Raw genomic sequence first — 17,967 nt, 5'->3', positions numbered from 1 at the left:
ACTCAGTCTAAGTCATGAAGCCCCGCGCGACGCAAAAGAAGCGCCCATGTCCCAGCAACAACCGCGAAGGTGCCCATCGCCGCAAGGTAGATGACGAGCACCGTGCCCGGCGGCAGGGCTAAGCCGCGGGGTAGCACGAAGAAGCTCATGGGCACCGAATACGCTACGACGATGGTGCGAAAGAAGTAGCGGTTTGCCCACGCAGCCAGGGGAAAGACAGCCCATAGGATGTACCAGGGGTGCACGACGGGAAAGAGCGCGACGAGGACGGCGGTGGCCACGCCGAGGCCGCCCACGGGATGGATGGCGCCGCGGTACGTGGCCCAGAGCATGCGGAGCATAAACGCGCCAGCGAGCAACACGCCGGCCGCGCGCGTGACAGACAGGATGGCGTCCGTGTGGTCGCCCAATCCCAAGAGCATGCCCAGGAAGCCGGTGATGACGCCGATGTCCGTGGAAATGGAGATCCAGGAACGAATGGTCGCGGCGCCACCTTGACCCGTGATCCAGCCGAGGCCGATCCCCGTGATGGCCGAGACCGCGAGGATGGATGCAACGAGGGTTAGGACTTGGACCGCGACCGCGGTCGCGAGTGCCCGGGCTGTCGAGTAGCCGCGGCGCAGGGCGAGGCAGCGCGCAAGCGCCATGCCCGTAAAACCGAGCCCAATAAAGCCGGTGACCTTGACCATGCCCGCGCAGCTGATGAGCACGCCCGAAGCGATAAGCCATCCCAGCCAGCGCCAGTCACCCGGGCCGGCGAGCTTATCGATGCCCCGTAGCGCCAGCTCGACGCCCACGAGGACGAGGCCCAAGAGGATGGACTCGTTGTGAATGCCGCCCACGAGATGGAGGATGGCGAGCGGATTGAGGACGCCGAGCCAGAGGGCGGCGGCGGGGGCCACGCGGCAGCGGCGGGCGAGGCGTCCCGTGGCCCAGCCCGCGGCGACGATGCCTGCGAGCGAGAGGAGCCGGTGCGCGATAACCCCGGCCATAATCGAGTCGTGGGTGACTACGCTGATGACGGCCGCCAGCCCGAGCGAGACCGGGCCATAGGGCGAGGGGGAGTTGGCCCAGATGAAGGGCACGGAGCGCGCGAGCCGGTTATCCGCGCCCAGGATCTCCACCGGGCCGCCCGCGTACGGGTCGAGCCCCTGGTAAACGATGGACCCGTTGGCGAGATAAGAATAAATGTCCTGCGTAAACAGCGGCGCAGTAAAAATGAGCGGGATGACCCAGCAGGCCCACGTGCGCCGCATCTGACCTTCAGTGACGAGCCGTTGCACGCGCCGCGGCGTGGCGGGGCGCGCCAGGTACCAGCCCCGCGGGCCCTTCTCGCTCGCGCGCCAGCGGAAGCGCGGCAGATGGATGCGATGGCCCACGAACGGCGCCATGCCTACCCATGCCATGACGAGCAGGCCGATCCCCACGAAGACGAGCGCCGAGGAACTCTGAAGCAGCCGCGACATGAGCGCGCCCGAGGGTACGTTATCGTACGGATTGCCTACCACGGGCAAAGCGCCGGCACCCAGGCCGCCGAATGCGATAAGCAAGGAACCTGTCGTACCCATCCAGCGCAGCGCAAAGAAGCGGCGCAGCTGATTGATGGTGGAGCGCTCCGTCACGGGGGCAGCGACAGGCAGGAGGTCAAAGCGCGCGTCAGACTCGGTTCCGGAGGCGCCGTCTGCATGGAGCAGCGCCGAACGCGAGCCCGGGGCGCCGAGGCGCGGGAGGGCGTCGCGCAGGGCTGACTTGTCCGTCGCGCTCGCGTGGTCCGCGTTGTTCTCCTTCACCCGCCCTACTTTAGCGGGCACACCGACATGGGCCCGAATGCCGGGCGCCACGGGGAATGGGGGCACCAACGACACGCCGTCTACCAGCCCTGGTGGTATTTGGGAATGAATTAGGGAACACTAGTGTTGTCTAAAGACGTAAAGCCCTTTTGGACTTCTCAGAATGAGGATCTCTATTCATGTCGGCGCCGCGCTCCACGGCGCCACAACCAGCAGGAGGTGGACGAGGACATGACCCGCTCCGTTTCGGCGAGCAGCAACGCCTCGGAGACAACTGCTACGCGCGGCACGCGCTCCACGCGCACCGCACGCGCAGAAAAGAAACACGCGCAGCCGTCCCGCGAGGCAGACGTGCAGAAGGAAACCCGGTCGACGGAGGGGGACACCCGCCGCCAGATTATGCTTCTCATGCTCAAAGACGGCCCTGTGACGGCATCTCACCTGGGAAAGAAGCTTGGGCTTTCCGCCGCCGGCGTGCGTCGGCATCTAGACATTCTGGTGGAAAGCGGCCTTACCGAAATCGTCCATCGCCCCGGCAAACCCGGGTCCAGTGGGCGAGGACGTCCGGCCAAACACTTCCGCCTCACGGATCAAGGCCGTGCCCATTTTGGCCACGCCTACGATGAGCTGGCTTCCGATGCCCTCGACGCGCTGCGCGCCGTGGGCGGGCCCGAGGCCGTCAAGCTCTTCGCCAAGGCCCGCTTCCAGCGCCTCCTCGACGACGTCGCTCCATTGACGGACGCCGGCGAGGACGTGGAAGACACCGCCCGCAAGCTGGCCGAGGCGCTCGACGCCCACGGTTATGCCGCGACGGTGACGAACGCGGGGCACGGCATCCAGATCTGCCAGCACCATTGCCCGGTCGCGCACGTCGCGGCGGAGCACCCGGAGCTGTGCGAGGCGGAGCAGGAAGTCTTTTCCGCCCTATTAGGCACACACGTGCAGCCCTTGGCCTCCATTGCGGACGGCCACGGCATCTGCACCACGAATATCCCCGTAAATATCCCCCTGACAGCAATCGATAAAAAGTAAGTGAAAGGAGCGGGCTGTGACTCAAACACAACCGGCACCAGGGCTTGAAACCAAGATGAGTGATGACGAGATCATCTCCTCCATCGGTGGTTACGACTATGGCTGGCATGACTCGGACGAGGCTGGCCAGGCTGCACACCGCGGCCTGAGCGAAGACGTCGTCCGTGACATCTCGGCGAAGAAGAACGAGCCGGAATGGATGCTGGAGTCCCGTCTCAAGGCGCTGCGCATCTTTAACAAGAAGCCGGTCCCGACCTGGGGCCCCGATCTTTCGGACATCGACTTCGACAACATTAAGTACTTCGTTCGCTCCACCGAGAAGCAGGCGCAGACCTGGGACGACCTCCCGTCTGACATTAAGGAAACCTACGACAAGCTGGGTATTCCGGACGCAGAAAAGAAGCGTCTCGTCTCCGGCGTCGCCGCACAGTACGAGTCCGAGGTCGTCTACCACAAGATCCGCGAGGACCTTGAGGCCCAGGGCGTTATCTTCGTCGATACCGATACCGCCGTGCGCGAGTACCCGGAAATCCTCCAGGAGTACTTCGGCACCGTGATCCCGGCCGGCGACAACAAGTTCTCCGCCCTGAACAACGCCTGCTGGTCCGGCGGCTCCTTCGTTTACGTCCCCAAGGGCGTGCACGTGGACATCCCGCTCCAGGCCTACTTCCGCATCAACACCGAAAACATGGGTCAGTTTGAGCGCACCCTCATCATCGTCGAGGAGGACGCGTACGTGCACTACATCGAGGGCTGCACCGCCCCGATTTATAACTCGGACTCCCTGCACACCGGTGTCATCGAGATCGTGGTGAAGAAGGGCGGACGCTGCCGCTACACCACCATTCAGAACTGGTCCACCAACGTCTACAACCTCGTGACCCAGCGCGCCAAGGTCGAAGAAGGCGGCACCATGGAGTGGGTCGACGGCAACATCGGCTCCAAGGTCACCATGAAGTACCCGTCCGTGTGGATGACCGGCGAGCACGCCAAGGGCGAGGTCCTCTCCCTGGCGTTCGCAGGTGAAGGCCAGGTGCAAGACACCGGCTCCAAGATGGTTCACATGGCACCGCGCACGTCGTCCAACATCGTTTCTAAGTCCGTGGCTCGCAACGGTGGCCGTGCCGCCTACCGCGGCCTGGTCCAGGTCAACACGAACGCGTACCACTCCACGGCCAACGTCGAGTGTGACGCCCTGCTCGTGGATAACACCTCGCGTTCGGATACGTACCCGTACAACGACATCCGCAACGAGTACGTCACGCTCGGCCACGAGGCAACGGTCTCCCAGGTTTCTGAGGAGCAGCTGTTCTACCTCATGTCCCGCGGTCTCGAGGAAGAAGAGGCCATGGCGATGATCGTCCGCGGCTTCGTCGAGCCGATTGCCAAGGAGCTCCCGATGGAATACGCCCTCGAGCTCAACCGCCTTATTGAACTGCAGATGGAAGGATCGGTGGGCTAGACAGTGGTTGCCTCCAACGAATTCAACCCGGCTGACGTCACGAAGGGCGATCAGTTTACTTCTTTCAATGTCGAGGACTTCCCGGTCCCGCACGGCCGCGACGAGGTCTGGCGCTTTATCGCGCTGCGCAAGCTTCGCGGCCTGCACAACGGCCAGTTTGCCCCGGTTGTCGCGCAGAAGATTCAGGTCACCACGCCGGCTGGCGTCTCTACGCAGAAGCTTGAGCCTTCCGATGCCCGCTTGGGCACCGCTGGTGCCCCCGCCGACCGCGTCGCGGCGCAGGCATGGACCTCCATGCCCGAGGCTCAGCTCGTGACCATCGACGCCGAGGCCACCCCGGCCGAGCCGGTGGAAATCACCATCACGGGTGCTGGCGAGGGAGTGACTTCCTTCGGCGCGACCTCCATCCAGGTCGGCCACCACGCGCAGGCCACCGTCGTGCTCAAGTATGTCGGCTCCGGCACGCACGCGGATAACGTCGAGTTCATCCTCGGTGACGGCGCAAACGTCACCGTCGTCGTCGACGCGGACTGGGAAGATGACGCGGTCCACCTCGGCCACCAGGTGGTCAAGCTCGGCCGCGACGCCGTCTTCCGCCACAACACTGCGGTCTTCGGCGGCGAGATCGTTCGCCTCGTCCCGCGCGTCGTCTTCGACGCCCCGGGCGCCGATGCCGAAATGCTCGGCGTCTACTTCGCGGACTCCGGCCAGTACTTCGAGAACCGCCTGCTCGTGGACCACGACGTGCCAAACTGCCGTTCCCGCGTGTTCTACAAGGGCGCGCTCCAGGGCGTCGCCGGCCAGGCCGACGAGGCCCCGATGCACGAGAACATCGACATCGACGACGCGAACCCCGTCGCCGCGATGGGCGCCTCGAACCGCAACGAAGCTCGCACCTGCTGGGTGGGCGACGTGCTCATCCGTCCGTCTGCCACGAACACGGACACCTACGAGACCAATAACAACCTCATTCTCACCGAGGGTGCGCGTGCAGACGCCATCCCGAACTTGGAGATCCAGACCGGCGAGATCGTCGGTGCCGGCCACGCCGCCACCGTCGGCCGCTTCGACGACCTCGAGCTGTTCTACCTTATGTCTCGCGGTATTCCAGAGGCTGAGGCCCGCCGCCTCATCATCCACGGCTTCTTCTCCGAGGTCATCGGCCGCATTCCGGTCGAGTCCCTCCGCGCAGACCTCGAGGCTCGCGTCGTTGCTGAGCTTGCCAAGATCAACGCCTAAAACACCCAGCGTCACCCACCCACACGCCTTCTAGCGAAAGCAGGAAAACTTATATGTCTACCCTGGAAATCAAGGACCTCCACGCGCAGGTCGTTCCGTCCGATGAAAATGAGGCTCCCAAGGAGATTCTCAAGGGCGTCAACCTGACCATTAACTCCGGCGAGACCCACGCCGTCATGGGCCCCAACGGCTCCGGCAAGTCCACGCTGTCCTACGTCATCGCTGGCCACCCCAAGTATGAGGTCACCTCCGGCGAGATCCTCCTCGACGGCGAGAACGTCCTCGAGATGTCCGTCGACGAGCGCGCTCGTGCCGGCCTCTTCCTCGCCATGCAGTACCCGACCGAGGTCCCCGGCGTGAAGATGGCACAGTTCATGCGCTCCGCCGTCTCCGCCGTCCGCGGCGAGGCCCCGAAGCTTCGTGAGTGGAACAAGGAGCTTACCTCCGCCCGCGAGAAGCTCGACATCGACAAGTCGTTTGCACACCGCTCCGTCAATGAGGGTTTTTCTGGCGGCGAGAAGAAGCGCCACGAGGTCATGCAGCTCGACCTGCTCAAGCCGAAGTTCGCCATCATGGACGAGACCGACTCCGGCCTTGACGTCGACGCCCTGCGCATCGTCTCCGAGGGCATCAACCGCTACCAGGAGGAGACCGGCGGCGGCATCTTCATGATTACGCACTACAAGCGCATCCTCAACTATGTGAAGCCGGACTTCGTCCATGTCTTCGCCAACGGCCACATCATCACGACGGGCGGTGCCGAGCTGGCAGACCAGCTTGAAGCTGAGGGCTACGAGAAGTTCATCAAGTAGCACCCGCGCCCGGCCCGCCAGGACCATTCCCGGCGGGCCTTCGCGTCCCACCGCCGTCTGGCGGCACAACCGAATATTTAGATACAAACTTAGACGTGATTTTTAACAAGGAGGTGTCATGTCTGACCTAGACGTGACCGCCATCCGGGAACAGTTCCCGATCCTCTCGCGCACCGTGCGTGAGGATAAGCCCTTGGTCTACCTCGACTCGGGTGCCACCTCGCAGCGCCCGCTGTCGGTGTGGAAGGCTGAGGAGAACTTTGTCCTGCATACCAACGCTCCCGTGCACCGCGGCTCCTACCAGCTTGCGGAGGAAGCCACGGATGCCTACGAGACTGCGCGCGAGAACATCGCGAAGTTCGTCGGCGCCGACGGCGACGAGATCGCCTTTACCAAGAACGCCACCGAGGCCCTCAACGAGGTCGCCTTCGTGCTCGGCGATAAGCGTGCGGGCGACCTCTACGTCGGCGAAGGCGACACCATCGTCATCACCGAGGTCGAGCACCACGCGAACCTAGTGCCCTGGCAGGAACTTGCCGCCCGTACCGGCGCGACCCTGAAGTGGTACGCAGCGACCGCCGATGGCCGCATCGACCTCGACTCGCTCGAGCTCGACGACTCTGTCAAGGTCGTCGCATTTACCCACCAGTCGAACGTCACCGGCGCCCAAGCTCCCGTCGAGGAACTTGTCCGCCTCGCCCACGCCGTGGGTGCCATGGTCGTCCTCGACGCGTGCCAGTCCGTGCCGCACATGCCGGTCGACTTCCACGCGCTCGACGTTGACTTCGCCGCGTTCTCCGGCCACAAGATGTGCGGCCCTTCCGGCGTCGGCGTCCTTTACGCCAAGCGCGAACTGCTGGGGCAGCTGCCGCCCTTCCTCACCGGTGGCTCCATGATTCAGATCGTGAAGATGGAAGGCACCACCTTCGCCGAGCCGCCGCAGCGCTTTGAGGCCGGGACCCAGATGACCTCGCAGGTCGTCGGTCTCGGCGCCGCGGTCGAGTTCCTCAGTGAGATCGGCATGGACAACATCCACGCTCACGAGCAGGAACTCACCGCCTACGCGCTGGAGGAGCTGCAGAAGATTCCGGGCCTGCGCATCTACGGCCCGACCACCCCAGAAAACCGCGGTTCTGCCGTGTCCTTCGCCGTAGAGGGCATCCACCCACACGACCTCGGCCAGGTCCTCGACGATCAGGGCGTGTGCGTGCGCACCGGCCACCACTGCGCGTGGCCTGTGCACCGCGCCCTCGACGCTCAGTCGACGACCCGCGCGAGCTTCTACCTGTACAACACCCGTGAGGAAGTGGACGCGCTCGTCGCGGCCATCCACTACGCACGTAAGTTCTTCCGCGTCGATGGCGTCGACGAAGACGACGCGAAGTAGGGAAGTGCACCATGAACCTTGATTCCATGTACCAGGACGTCATCCTGGATCATTACAAGCACCCGCATCATGCTGGCCTGCGCGCTCCGTTCCAGGCCGAAGTGCACCACGTCAACCCGTCCTGCGGCGACGAGCTCACCCTCCGCGTGCAGCTCTCGGACGACGGTAAGACCGTCGAGGACGTCTCGTACCACGGCGAAGGCTGCTCCATCTCGCAAGCCTCCACGTCCGTCATGGCAGAAGAAGTCGTCGGGCTGCCCGTCGAGGAAGCCATGAAGAAGCTCGAGGATTTCGACCACATGGTCACCTCGCGTGGCGAGTACGAAGGCGACGAGGACCTCATCGGCGATGGCATCGCCTTTGCTGGCGTGGCGAAATATGCAGCCCGTGTGAAATGCGCGCTCCTGGGCTGGAAGGCCTTCCAGGCCGCCACCGCGGACGCCCTCAACGAACTGGAGAATAAATAATGAGCGACGAACTCATCGATCCGTACCAGAACGAAAACTCGAACTTTGACGGCGGCGGCCAGCGCCCGCCGCAGACCGAGGAACAGATTTCCAAGGCTTTCGACGTCACCGAATACATGCGTGACGTCATCGACCCCGAGCTCGGCATCAACGTGGTCGATCTCGGCCTCGTCTACGACCTCTGGTTCGAAGAGGTCGACGGCAAGGAGACTGTCATGATCAATATGACACTCACGTCGCCAGCCTGCCCGCTCACGGACGTCATCGGCGAACAGGTCGAAGACGCCGTGGTCGGCAACAAGCTGGCCGAAGCCGTCCAGATTAACTGGGTCTGGATGCCGCCGTGGGGCCCGAACATGATCACCGAGGAGGGCCGCGAAATGCTCCAGGCCCTCGGCTTCGCGGTCTAAGCCGTCCGAACGCACCAACCCGCACTCGCGCACCTACGCGTGAGCGCGGGTTGTCGCGTATCCGGGGGCCTTACGGCGCCGCTTCTCGAATCGGAAGAAGTAGTCAGCGATGCTGTGGAGGAGGGGAGTGTCGCCTCCCTCGCAGTCCTCGCGATGACCGTCAGACGGTGCGTGAGGTTCCGGATGCTGCGGGTTGTAGAGCTCGACGTTCCGCCTATCCAGATACGGCGTTTCTGTTCCCAGACGGCGACTTCCGGGAAGTGTTCTTCGATTCCCGGATTATGCTGCTCGGCTGCGACATAAAGCAGCGACAGCTGACCCGAGGTACCAGATTCATCCACGACGGCGAAGTAGCCGTGCGCGCCAGGGTCGGCGAAGGCCTCGAGGGCATCGGAAGCCGACGGCATTGTCGAGTCCTCGTTGAACGGCTTCTTGTGCCGCCGTCGTGAACACATCCTGTTCATCGGCAGCAATGGCATGCAGCGCAGTAGGTGGATTGGTGGAGTAAGACACGGTTCTTCTCATAGCGACTGGACGCGCATGTCGAAAGGGAAACGTCTGTGTCTACTCGGTGCCAGCCGACGGTGGGCCGCCGTGCCGCTGTGCGCGATAACCGCAAAGTATAGCGGTGCGAGTGAGTTGGTGGCGAGTTCCACCTAGAATGCCGGGTTGATAGACTGGCTCCTTGTGATTGTGACCAATGATTTCGAAGTGCGCGTCGGCGCCCGTACCCTACTCGACGCCCCGGGCCAGCACCTACGCGTCCAGCCGGGGGACCGTATCGGCCTAGTCGGCCGCAACGGAGCGGGCAAGACGACGACCATGCGCATCCTGGCGGGGGAGACGGAGCCCTACGGCGGCTCCGTGACCCGCTCGGGCCCCATTGGTTACCTCCCGCAGGACTCCCGCGAGGGCAATATCGAGCAGACCGCGCGCGAGCGCGTGCTCTCCGCCCGCGGCCTCGACGACATCAAACGCCGCATGGCCAAGCAACAGGAGATCATGGAAACTGCCACGGACGATAAGCACCGTGACAAGGCCATCCGCAAGTTCTCCCGCCTCGAGGAGGAGTACCACGGCCTCGGCGGTTACGAAGCTGACGCGGAGTGCGCACAGATCTGCGACAACCTAGGCCTGCCGCAGCGCATCCTCGACCAGCAGTTAAAGACCCTGTCAGGCGGCCAACGCCGTCGCGTGGAGCTGGCGCAGATTTTGTTCGCGGCATCGTCAGGCGAGGGCAAGTCCCAGACCACCTTGCTCCTTGACGAGCCCACCAACCATCTGGACGCGGACTCGATCACGTGGCTGCGCGGCTTCCTCGCTAAGCACGAGGGCGGGCTCATCATGATTTCCCACGACGTCGAGCTGCTCGAAGCCGTCGTGAACAAGGTGTGGTTCCTCGACGCCGTGCGCGCCGAAGCGGACGTCTACAACATGGGCTTTAAGAAGTACCTCGATGCCCGCGCCACGGACGAGGCCCGCCGTCGCCGCGAGCGCGCCAACGCGGAGAAGAAGGCCTCGGCCTTGAAAAAGCAGGCCGCCAAGCTGGGCGCCAAGGCCACGAAGGCCGCCGCCGCCAAGCAGATGCTCGCGCGCGCCGACCGCATGATGAACCAGCTTGACGACGTCCGCGTCGCCGACAAGGTCGCGCACATCGAATTCCCGGAGCCGGCGCCCTGCGGCAAAACCCCTATGAACGCGCACGGGCTCACGAAGATGTATGGCTCCCTCGAGGTGTTCGCCGGCGTCGATCTCGCTATCGACAAGGGGTCCCGCGTCGTCGTGCTCGGCTATAACGGTGCCGGCAAGACCACGCTGCTCAAACTCCTCGCGGGCGTCGAGCGCACGGACGGCGAGGGCGGCATTGTCACGGGCCACGGCCTGCGCATTGGCTACTTCGCGCAGGAACACGACACCATCGACCCAGACAAGACGGTGTGGGAAAACACCATCGAGGCCTGCCCCGACGCCGGCCAGCAGGACCTGCGCGGCTTGCTCGGCGCGTTCATGTTCTCCGGCGACAAGCTGGAACAGCCCGCAGGCACGCTCTCCGGCGGTGAGAAGACGCGTCTGGCCCTGGCCACGCTCGTGTCGTCCCGCGCCAACGTACTGCTCCTTGATGAGCCTACCAATAACCTCGACCCGCAATCGCGCGAACAGGTCCTCGAGGCTCTGGGCACCTACACCGGCGCCGTCGTCCTTGTCACCCACGACCCGGGCGCGGTCAAGGCCCTCAAGCCTGAGCGCGTCATCATAATGCCCGACGGCGACGAGGACCTGTGGAACGATGAGTACATGGAGATCGTGGAGCTCGCCTAATGCACCGCGTTCTATTCGACTGTGACCCAGGCATCGACGACACCCTCGCGTTGCTCTACCTCGCCGCGCTCCATCACGCCGGCGAGATTGAGCTTATGGGCGTGACCACGTCTGCTGGCAATGTGAGCGTGGGGGAGACCGCGCGCAACGCCGCGTGGGCGTTGGAAATTCTCGGCCTCAGCCACGTCCCCGTTGCTCCCGGCCAGCCCAGCCCTCTCGCCGTCCCGCTTGTCACGACGCCGGAGACCCACGGCCAGCACGGCGTGGGCTATCTCTCGCCGCCGGACTCCTTTGAGTATGCCGCGGATTGGCGGGCCATCTGGAGGCGTGCGCAAGAAGTCGGCGCGCACCTCATCATCACGGGGCCGCTTACCAACGCCGCGACGTGTGCCGCCGGCCGCAGCTTCGACGGCTTTGCCTCGCTCAACGTCATGGGCGGCGCCGTGAACTACCGCGGCAACACGACGCCCACGGCGGAGTGGAATTTCCATGTGGATCCGCACGCAGCCGCGCGCTTCTTTGAGAAGCTAGGGCACTCCGGCCACCTAGCCACGCTGTGTTCGCTTGAGGTCACCGAACAATTCCTCATAGACCCGCCGCGTCTCGACGCACTCATTGACGTCCTAGGCGACGCGCCCATCGCGACCGTCCTGCCCGAACTGCTGCGTTTCTACTTCGAATTCCACGAGGCCCAAGGCGAGGGCTACCAAGCCCAGATTCACGATCTCCTCACGACGATGATCGCGCTCGACCGCATCACCTTCGACGCCGTCGAGACCACCATCGCCGTCGAGGCGGATTCGCCGCTCCTGCGCGGCACCTCCGTCGCCGACCTCCGCAGTCACTGGGACGCCCCGCACAACGCCCGTCTGGTCATGGCCGCCGACGTCGACGCCGCCCACACCGAGCTTCTCCGCGCAGCCCGTTTCCTCGCCGAGTAGCTGGTGCTAGGGTCGGGGAGTACACTCTTCCTGCGAAGAGGACCGATCCCATGGCCATCGGGCTTCCCGAGCTGCGTCGTTGCACTACCACTCCTCGCGGACAAATCGCAGACGCTAGACTAAGCCACGTCCCTGAAGACTCTGACCGCGAAAGGAGGTGTGATGGCGCACCAGAAAGACCGCTCCATGTGGAAGATGAACCCCGAGCAACTCCAGGAGCATCTTGTCCTGCGTGCCCGCGCAACAAGGATACCGGACAAGAAGAAACTCAACTCCAAGAAGGCCTGCCGCCAGCACAACCAGCGGCAGGCCTTCGGCCTTTCTCGTCACACCCGCGACCCTGAAGTTTGTACCACCGCGCTCGCGTCGTAGACTATGGGCTGTTGCACGCCGCGTCCGAGGTGACATAGGACCGCGTACGTGCTCTATTCGTGTACCGCGCCCCGCGCGACCGACCTCTTCAAGGAACAGATGTCACAACTCTCGCTTAGTCCCGCCCGCCGGACGCTCGTCGTTATCGGCGGCCTGCTCGTTCTCTTCACCTGGCTTTACCTCGTCTTCGCCCGACCCACCGATTGGGAATCCGTGGCGGGCTCGAGCTCCGCACTCATTACGCTCGGCGGCTACGTCGGAGGCGCCGTCCTGCTCCTCGCCGGCTCCGTGCCGTCGCTGCCCGCACGCACCATCGCCGTCATCCCCGTCGCGCTCGTGCTCAACATCGTGGTCGGCGAGATCGTCGGCACGATCGGCCTGCCGCTCTACCTCGACTCCGTGGGCACGGTCCTCGTCGCCGCGCTCGCCGGCCCCATCGCGGGCCTGGCCACCGGCACGCTCTCGTCCGTCGTCTGGGGCCTCATTAACCCCGCGGCCCTTCCGTTTGCCGCCGGCGCCGCCGCCACCGGTTGGCTCGCCGGCTTGGCCGTCAAGTCTGGCGCGTTCAAGCACTGGTGGTCCGTCATCGTCTCCGGCGCCATCATCGGCATTATCACCGGCGCCATCGCCGCCCCCGTCGCGGCCTTCGTCTACGGCGGCACCGCCGGCGTAGGCACCGGCGCCGTGGTCTCGCTCTTCCGCGAGCTCGGCAACTCGCTGCTCGCCTCGGTGACCATGCAGTCCTTCATCTCGGACCCGCTGGACAAGGCCATCGTCTTCCTCATCGTCTGGGCCGCGCTCAAGGCCCTGCCCAAGCGCACGCTGGCCTCCCTGCGCCCCCAGCCTGCCGATGCCGCCTAGCCCCATGTCCTCACACCCCGCCACCGTCTTACTCGCCGCCGCGTGCGGCTGGTTCCTCGTGGTGGCGGTGAATACGCCGCTGTCCTCGGCGCTTATCCTTTCCCTGTCACTCGTGCTCGGCACCTGGGCTGCGCGCTCGGTCGCCGTCATCGCCACGACGCTGGCGCTTACCGTACCGGCGGCGCTGTCCATGGTGCTCATCCACGCCCCCTACGGCGAGCACCACATCTTCCCCCTCCTCACCAGCGACGGCCTGGCGCTCGCAGGCTTGCTGTCCTTGCGCTTCGCCGCCCTGATGGGCTGCGTCCTCGCCGCGGCCGCCGTGCTGTCTGTCGCCGAGGTCTCCAAGTGGATGCAGGTCTCTCGCGTCGGATATAAAGCCGCCTACGTCGTCGGTGCGTCCCTGCAGTCCCTGCCGCAGGGCCGCCAGGCCATGGCCGCAGTCCGCGACGCCAATCGCCTCGCCGGCGTGAAGATCGGCCTGCGCAACGTCGGCCCGCGCGTCATCATCCCCGTCATCGCGCGACTGCTCACGCAGGGCGCCCAGCGCGGCCACGCTCTCGCCGCCATCGGCTTCGACGAGCCCGGGCCGCGCACACTCCTCCAACCGGTCCCAGACTCTGCAGCGCAACGCGCCCTACGCTGGTTCCTCGTTCTCGCCACGGTGGTTATCGCATGGATCTAGAACCTATTCCCGGCGAGGTTACGACCGTTATGGTCGGCTTCGATGAGAACGCCGACGAGGTCGCCCACCAGCTCGCGACGCAGTGGGGCGTCGACACCGTCATTGGCGCCGACGCCTCCGCCCATGTCTCGCTCCTGCGCGCCACCGTCCGCGAAGAACTCGCCCTGGCCCTCGAGCATCGCGGAACCCCGCGCGCCGAGATGGCCGCACGCGTCGACGCCATGCTCGACGCCGTCGGCCTCACCGAGCTCGCCGAACGCGACCCGGCCCGGCTCTCCGGCGGCCAGACCCGCCGTCTTGTCTGCGCGGCCGTCGCCATCGCACATCCCAAGGTGCTCATCGTCGTCGAGCCCTACGCCGGCCTCGATCCGAACTCGCGAGCCCAAGTCGAGTCGTTGCTCCACGGGCTAGGAGACACCGCCGTCGTCCTCGTCCAGGCGGACACCCGTTCCACTCCACCCGACCTCACGCCCGTCGCTCCCGGTGACGGATTCACCCTCGGGCCGCTTCGCGCCACGCGCGGCACGCAGCGCCGACGCTGGTGGCAGCTTAGAGCCCCCGAGCACGCCGAGTTTGCTGTCGGCCCCGTCACCATCCCGGTGCAGCACGGCGGTGTCACGTGGCTGCGTGGTGGCAACGGCTCGGGCAAGACGACGCTTCTGCGCGCCGCCGCGGGACTCGACGGCCACGAGCCTGCGCACTCCTCGCTCGGCATGGCCCTTCAATCACCCATGGACCAGGCGATTACCCCAACGCTCGCGCAGCTCGTGGGCAGCGCCGCGCTCACCGCGGAGCTCGGGCTTCCACCGGACGCGCATCCCCTCGACGCGTCGGCCTCGCAGTTGCGCGTGGCACAGGTCGCGGCCACCGTCGCGCAGGGCCGCGACGTCATGGTCTTCGACGAGCCCGACACGCTTGCCGATGCCACCGGCCGCACCGCCCTGCACTCCATGCTGCACCGCGCGCTCAGCACCGGCTCCGCGCTCATCATCACGTGCCATGACCCAGCATTCGTCGCAGAAATCACAGCCTATGCCACGGTGCGCGAGTGCAGCCTCAGCACCGTGTGAGCATCGGGCCGTGCCGCTGGCCGGTGACCCACAGCGACGTCGGGGAGAAGGGGGCATCGGCAAGCTAGTTGCGGAAACCGTGGACCGGGGCGGGGATGAAGCCGCCGCGGTGAATGAAGGTCGAATTGCCCACCTGGTTGACCGGAATGACCGGGGCGTAGCCGAGGAGTCCGCCGAAGTTGACTTCGTCGCCGGGCTGCGTACCCGGAACCGGGATGACGCGCACGGCGGTCGTCTTATGGTTCATGACGCCGATGGCGGCCTCATCCGCGATCATGCCGGCGATAAGCTCTGCCGAGGTGTCGCCCGGGATCGCAATCATGTCGAGGCCCACCGAGCAGATGGCCGTCATGGCCTCGAGCTTCTCGATTTTCATGCTGCCGGAGCGCACGGCGTCGATCATGCCCTTGTCTTCAGAGACTGGGATGAAGGAGCCGGAGAGGCCACCGACGCGGGAGCAGGCCATCATGCCGCCCTTCTTTACTGCGTCGTTGAGCAGCGCGAGCGCGGCGGTGGTGCCGTGCGTGCCGACCTGGTCCAGGCCCATGTGCTCGAGAATGTGCGCGACCGAGTCGCCGAGCTCGGCGGTGGGGGCAAGCGAGAGGTCGATGATGCCGAACGGCACGCCGAGGCGCTCCGCCGCGAGGTTGCCCACGAGCTGGCCGGCGCGGGTGATCTTAAAGGCGGCCTTTTTGATTTCCTCGGCGACCTGGTCGAGGGTGGCGCCCTCGAGCGAGCCGAGTGCGCGGTCGACGACGCCGGGGCCTGAGACACCGACGGAGACGACGCAATCGGGCTCCTCGATGCCGTGGAAGGCGCCGGCCATAAACGGGTTATCGCCCACGGAGTTGGCGAAGACGACAAGCTTCGCGCAGGCGATGGCGGAATCGTCCTTGGTGAGCTCCGCGGACTCCTTGATAATCTCGCCGAGACGCTGGGCGGCGTTCATATTAATGCCGGCGCGCGAGGACGCGATATTGACCGACGAGCAGACGACGTCCGTGTTGGCGAGGGCCTCCGGGATGGAGTTGATGAGACGCTTGTCCGCGGTGGTTGCGCCCTTCTCGACGAGGGCGGAGTAGCCGCCGACGAAATTGACGCCGACTTCCTTGGCCGCCTTGTCGAGCGCCTTGGCCGCCTCAACGGGGCTGCCGTCCACGCCAGCGGTGACGAGCGCGATGGGCGTGACGGAAATGCGTTTGTTGACGATGGGGATGCCGAGCTCGGCCTCGATGCCTTCGCAGACCTCGACGAGGCGGGAAGCCTGGCGAGTGACGTGGTCGTAGATGGCCTGCGCGGTCTCTGCCATAGTGGAACGCGCGCAGCTGAGCAGGGAGATGCCCATGGTCACGGTGCGGATATCGAGACGGTACTTGTCGATCATCTCGATGGTGTCGATGACACCGGTGGTATTAAAACGTGTCGACATGGCTGCTTAGACCTCGTGCATCGCGGTGAAGATGGCCTCGGATTGCAGGCGAATGGCCTGGCCGGTGGCCTCGGCGACCGGCGCCATGTGCGCCTGGAGGTCCGTGATGGTCGTTTCACTCTCGTCGAACTCGACGCGCAGGATCATGGTGAAGAAACCCGACATGAGGGTCTGCGAGACGTCGACGACGTTGACGTTCTTCTCCGCGAGTGCGGTGGTGACGGCGGCGATAATGCCGGTGGAGTCTGCACCGGTGACAGTCATGATGGCATACATGTCTGTGTATTCTATACGGCTGCGCTCCTGCGTCGGTGGTACGGTGGGGCGGCATGACTTCCACCAACAAAACTGTCCTGTACATCGGCGGCCACGGCAAGATTGGGCTGCTTTCTACGCCCAAGCTGGTATCCGCCGGCTACGCGGTGCGCTCGCTCGTTCGTAAGGAAGAATACTTCGACGAGCTGCGCAAGTTGGGGGCGGAGCCGGTGCTCGGCGACATTACCTCGCTTACGCAAGCGGACTGGCAGAAGCTCTTCGACGGCGTCGACGTCGTGGTCTGGGGCGCTGGCAACGGTGGCCGCGGCGGCGCTGAGCTGACCACCGCCGTAGACCGCGATGGTGCACTCACCGTCATCGACGCCTTGGAGGCTCTCGCCGCCTCGGACCGGGCTGTCCCTAAGTTGGTCATGATTTCCTACATCGGGGCGACTCAGAATTCCCCGTCGCTGGAGGGCAACTCCTGGGACGCCTACGTTTCGGCGAAGAAGACTGTCGATGCCCGCCTTAGCATCTCTTCGCTCGACTACCTCATCCTTGGTCCCTCCGCACTCACCGAGGAGCCCGCTGGCGGCGTAAAGGTCGTGCCGGATGAGGCTTCCGGCGCGAAGGACACGCACACGTCGCGCGAGCTTGTCGCCGACGTCATCACGGAGGTCGTTTCCCGCGACTCATTCCCGGAGTCGCCGCTGGCGTTCATTGACGGCTCCGACTCCGTCTCGTCCATCTAGATCCGTTTCAGCCCGGCGGTCTTCTGTAGGCCGCCGGGCTGTAGTTTTCCCGCCCACCATGAGGGGCCCGCGCGGGCGCGCCATAATACCGAATCCTCACCACAACGCAAGTTTTTCTCAGAAAAGCCTGTGGAGAACTTTGTCGGTTGCACACTATAGTTGGCGATTTCGGGCAGTTATCCACAGATCGAATTTTCACCCTAGCGGGCCTTGACACGCGTTGTTTAGCGTCGAAGACATGAACTCTTTCGTCTCTCGGCTCAAGGAAGAAAACGTCGACTCCTTGCGCGAACTTACAGGCTGGCGCCGCACCGACTACTGGGACGCCGGCCTGTCGACCGCCGACGCCGATTTCTACATGCCTATCGTGCGCACCTTCTGGGAAGCCTCCCATCCACGCATCAGCGAAGCCCGCGACGCCGCCCGCCGGCTTGGCCACGGCATCCGCGTCCTGGCCAAAATCGACCGGCTCGCCAAGAAAGGCGACAACCCCAACGACCTGCGCGTCCTGCTGTGCGGCACCCGCGAACAAGACCTAGACAAAATCGCAGCGCAGCACACCACCCCACCAGAAACCAAGGACGAGGCCACCGTCGGCGTCTCCCAGGACGGGCGCAACCGGCTGGTCATCCGCTCCACCGAAGCGTGGCTTATGGACTATATCCATGGGCTGCCCGGGGTGGA

General features: G+C 64.9%; 18 protein-coding genes. 15 read left to right on the top strand and 3 right to left on the bottom strand.

The window, feature by feature from the left end; translation table 11 throughout:
• Positions 1-2: 2 nt before the first annotated feature.
• Entirely contained in the window at positions 3-1,790 is a 1,788-nt protein-coding gene (mptB, locus tag ABJ196_RS03165; protein ID WP_347305190.1) for a polyprenol phosphomannose-dependent alpha 1,6 mannosyltransferase MptB, read from the bottom strand.
• A 231-nt stretch (positions 1,791-2,021) separates the two neighbouring features.
• Here mptB and ABJ196_RS03160 point away from each other — a divergent pair, with 231 nt between their 5' ends.
• The 13 genes from ABJ196_RS03160 (at position 2,022) to ABJ196_RS03100 (ending at position 14,847) form a co-directional block, all read left to right on the top strand.
• The gene (locus ABJ196_RS03160; RefSeq protein WP_347305189.1) at positions 2,022-2,822 is read left to right on the top strand and encodes a metalloregulator ArsR/SmtB family transcription factor; all 801 of its coding nucleotides are present in this window, start codon (positions 2,022-2,024) and stop codon (positions 2,820-2,822) included.
• Between the two features lie 55 nt (positions 2,823-2,877).
• Complete coding sequence (gene sufB, locus ABJ196_RS03155; protein ID WP_347305303.1) at positions 2,878-4,284, top strand: Fe-S cluster assembly protein SufB; 1,407 nt, start codon at positions 2,878-2,880, stop codon at positions 4,282-4,284.
• 3 nt (positions 4,285-4,287) lie between these two features.
• Positions 4,288-5,523, top strand: a complete 1,236-nt coding sequence (gene sufD / locus ABJ196_RS03150) for a Fe-S cluster assembly protein SufD (protein ID WP_347305188.1) — start codon at positions 4,288-4,290, stop codon at positions 5,521-5,523.
• Positions 5,524-5,576: 53 nt separating this feature from the next.
• Positions 5,577-6,335, top strand: coding sequence for a Fe-S cluster assembly ATPase SufC (gene sufC / locus ABJ196_RS03145; RefSeq protein WP_257034614.1), 759 nt, complete (start codon positions 5,577-5,579; stop codon positions 6,333-6,335).
• Positions 6,336-6,453: 118 nt separating this feature from the next.
• A complete protein-coding gene (locus tag ABJ196_RS03140; protein WP_347305187.1) occupies positions 6,454-7,722 on the top strand; it encodes a cysteine desulfurase in 1,269 nt (422 codons plus the stop codon).
• Positions 7,723-7,733: 11 nt separating this feature from the next.
• Positions 7,734-8,189, top strand: coding sequence for a Fe-S cluster assembly sulfur transfer protein SufU (gene sufU, locus ABJ196_RS03135; protein WP_347305186.1), 456 nt, complete (start codon positions 7,734-7,736; stop codon positions 8,187-8,189).
• A complete protein-coding gene (locus ABJ196_RS03130) occupies positions 8,189-8,599 on the top strand; it encodes a metal-sulfur cluster assembly factor (protein ID WP_257052107.1) in 411 nt (136 codons plus the stop codon). Before sufU ends, ABJ196_RS03130 begins: the two co-directional genes overlap by 1 nt.
• A gap of 687 nt (positions 8,600-9,286) precedes the next feature.
• On the top strand, positions 9,287-10,918 hold the full coding sequence (locus ABJ196_RS03125; RefSeq protein ID WP_257034609.1) for an ABC-F family ATP-binding cassette domain-containing protein: 1,632 nt from the start codon (positions 9,287-9,289) through the stop codon (positions 10,916-10,918).
• On the top strand, positions 10,918-11,859 hold the full coding sequence (locus ABJ196_RS03120; protein ID WP_347305185.1) for a nucleoside hydrolase: 942 nt from the start codon (positions 10,918-10,920) through the stop codon (positions 11,857-11,859). The genes ABJ196_RS03125 and ABJ196_RS03120 overlap by 1 nt, the downstream gene beginning before the upstream one ends.
• A 162-nt stretch (positions 11,860-12,021) precedes the next feature.
• Positions 12,022-12,231 carry a hypothetical protein gene (locus ABJ196_RS03115; RefSeq protein ID WP_347305184.1) on the top strand — a complete coding sequence of 70 codons (210 nt, stop codon included), beginning with the start codon at positions 12,022-12,024 and terminating at the stop codon, positions 12,229-12,231.
• A 99-nt stretch (positions 12,232-12,330) separates the two neighbouring features.
• A complete protein-coding gene (locus tag ABJ196_RS03110) occupies positions 12,331-13,092 on the top strand; it encodes an ECF transporter S component (RefSeq protein WP_347305302.1) in 762 nt (253 codons plus the stop codon).
• A gap of 4 nt (positions 13,093-13,096) precedes the next feature.
• Positions 13,097-13,777 carry an ABC transporter permease gene (locus tag ABJ196_RS03105; protein ID WP_347305183.1) on the top strand — a complete coding sequence of 227 codons (681 nt, stop codon included), beginning with the start codon at positions 13,097-13,099 and terminating at the stop codon, positions 13,775-13,777.
• On the top strand, positions 13,768-14,847 hold the full coding sequence (locus ABJ196_RS03100) for an ATP-binding cassette domain-containing protein (RefSeq protein ID WP_347305182.1): 1,080 nt from the start codon (positions 13,768-13,770) through the stop codon (positions 14,845-14,847). Before ABJ196_RS03105 ends, ABJ196_RS03100 begins: the two co-directional genes overlap by 10 nt.
• 64 nt (positions 14,848-14,911) lie before the next feature.
• Here the strand turns inward: ABJ196_RS03100 and ABJ196_RS03095 are convergent, their stop codons facing one another.
• Both ABJ196_RS03095 and ABJ196_RS03090 read right to left on the bottom strand, forming a co-directional pair.
• Positions 14,912-16,276 carry a PFL family protein gene (locus tag ABJ196_RS03095; RefSeq protein WP_347305181.1) on the bottom strand — a complete coding sequence of 455 codons (1,365 nt, stop codon included), beginning with the start codon at positions 16,274-16,276 and terminating at the stop codon, positions 14,912-14,914.
• A gap of 6 nt (positions 16,277-16,282) precedes the next feature.
• On the bottom strand, positions 16,283-16,552 hold the full coding sequence (locus ABJ196_RS03090; protein ID WP_257070298.1) for an ACT domain-containing protein: 270 nt from the start codon (positions 16,550-16,552) through the stop codon (positions 16,283-16,285).
• A 53-nt stretch (positions 16,553-16,605) separates the two neighbouring features.
• Here ABJ196_RS03090 and ABJ196_RS03085 point away from each other — a divergent pair, with 53 nt between their 5' ends.
• Together ABJ196_RS03085 and ABJ196_RS03080 are read left to right on the top strand one after the other, a co-directional pair.
• On the top strand, positions 16,606-17,283 hold the full coding sequence (locus ABJ196_RS03085; protein WP_347305180.1) for an NAD(P)H-binding protein: 678 nt from the start codon (positions 16,606-16,608) through the stop codon (positions 17,281-17,283).
• A gap of 238 nt (positions 17,284-17,521) precedes the next feature.
• Positions 17,522-17,967 (top strand): hypothetical protein (locus ABJ196_RS03080; RefSeq protein WP_347305179.1); only part of this gene is annotated, 446 nt, incomplete at its 3' end.

It is taken from the genome of Corynebacterium sp. SA-MJD20WY100, from assembly GCF_039822565.1.
Lineage (GTDB): Bacteria > Actinomycetota > Actinomycetes > Mycobacteriales > Mycobacteriaceae > Corynebacterium > Corynebacterium phoceense_A.
The sequence above is the reverse complement of the archived record's forward strand: the minus strand, read 5'-3'. Positions and strand labels throughout refer to the sequence as shown.

Coding starts and splice junctions, on each gene's coding strand:
- ABJ196_RS03085 (WP_347305180.1), top strand. CDS start 16,606: ATGACTTCCACCAACAAAACTGTCCTGTACATCGGCGGCCACGGCAAG.
- ABJ196_RS03140 (WP_347305187.1), top strand. CDS start 6,454: ATGTCTGACCTAGACGTGACCGCCATCCGGGAACAGTTCCCGATCCTC.
- ABJ196_RS03160 (WP_347305189.1), top strand. CDS start 2,022: ATGACCCGCTCCGTTTCGGCGAGCAGCAACGCCTCGGAGACAACTGCT.
- ABJ196_RS03100 (WP_347305182.1), top strand. CDS start 13,768: ATGGATCTAGAACCTATTCCCGGCGAGGTTACGACCGTTATGGTCGGC.
- ABJ196_RS03110 (WP_347305302.1), top strand. CDS start 12,331: ATGTCACAACTCTCGCTTAGTCCCGCCCGCCGGACGCTCGTCGTTATC.
- ABJ196_RS03090 (WP_257070298.1), bottom strand. CDS start 16,552: ATGTATGCCATCATGACTGTCACCGGTGCAGACTCCACCGGCATTATC.
- ABJ196_RS03120 (WP_347305185.1), top strand. CDS start 10,918: ATGCACCGCGTTCTATTCGACTGTGACCCAGGCATCGACGACACCCTC.
- ABJ196_RS03095 (WP_347305181.1), bottom strand. CDS start 16,276: ATGTCGACACGTTTTAATACCACCGGTGTCATCGACACCATCGAGATG.
- sufC (WP_257034614.1), top strand. CDS start 5,577: ATGTCTACCCTGGAAATCAAGGACCTCCACGCGCAGGTCGTTCCGTCC.
- sufB (WP_347305303.1), top strand. CDS start 2,878: ATGAGTGATGACGAGATCATCTCCTCCATCGGTGGTTACGACTATGGC.
- sufU (WP_347305186.1), top strand. CDS start 7,734: ATGAACCTTGATTCCATGTACCAGGACGTCATCCTGGATCATTACAAG.
- ABJ196_RS03105 (WP_347305183.1), top strand. CDS start 13,097: ATGTCCTCACACCCCGCCACCGTCTTACTCGCCGCCGCGTGCGGCTGG.
- ABJ196_RS03115 (WP_347305184.1), top strand. CDS start 12,022: ATGGCGCACCAGAAAGACCGCTCCATGTGGAAGATGAACCCCGAGCAA.
- ABJ196_RS03130 (WP_257052107.1), top strand. CDS start 8,189: ATGAGCGACGAACTCATCGATCCGTACCAGAACGAAAACTCGAACTTT.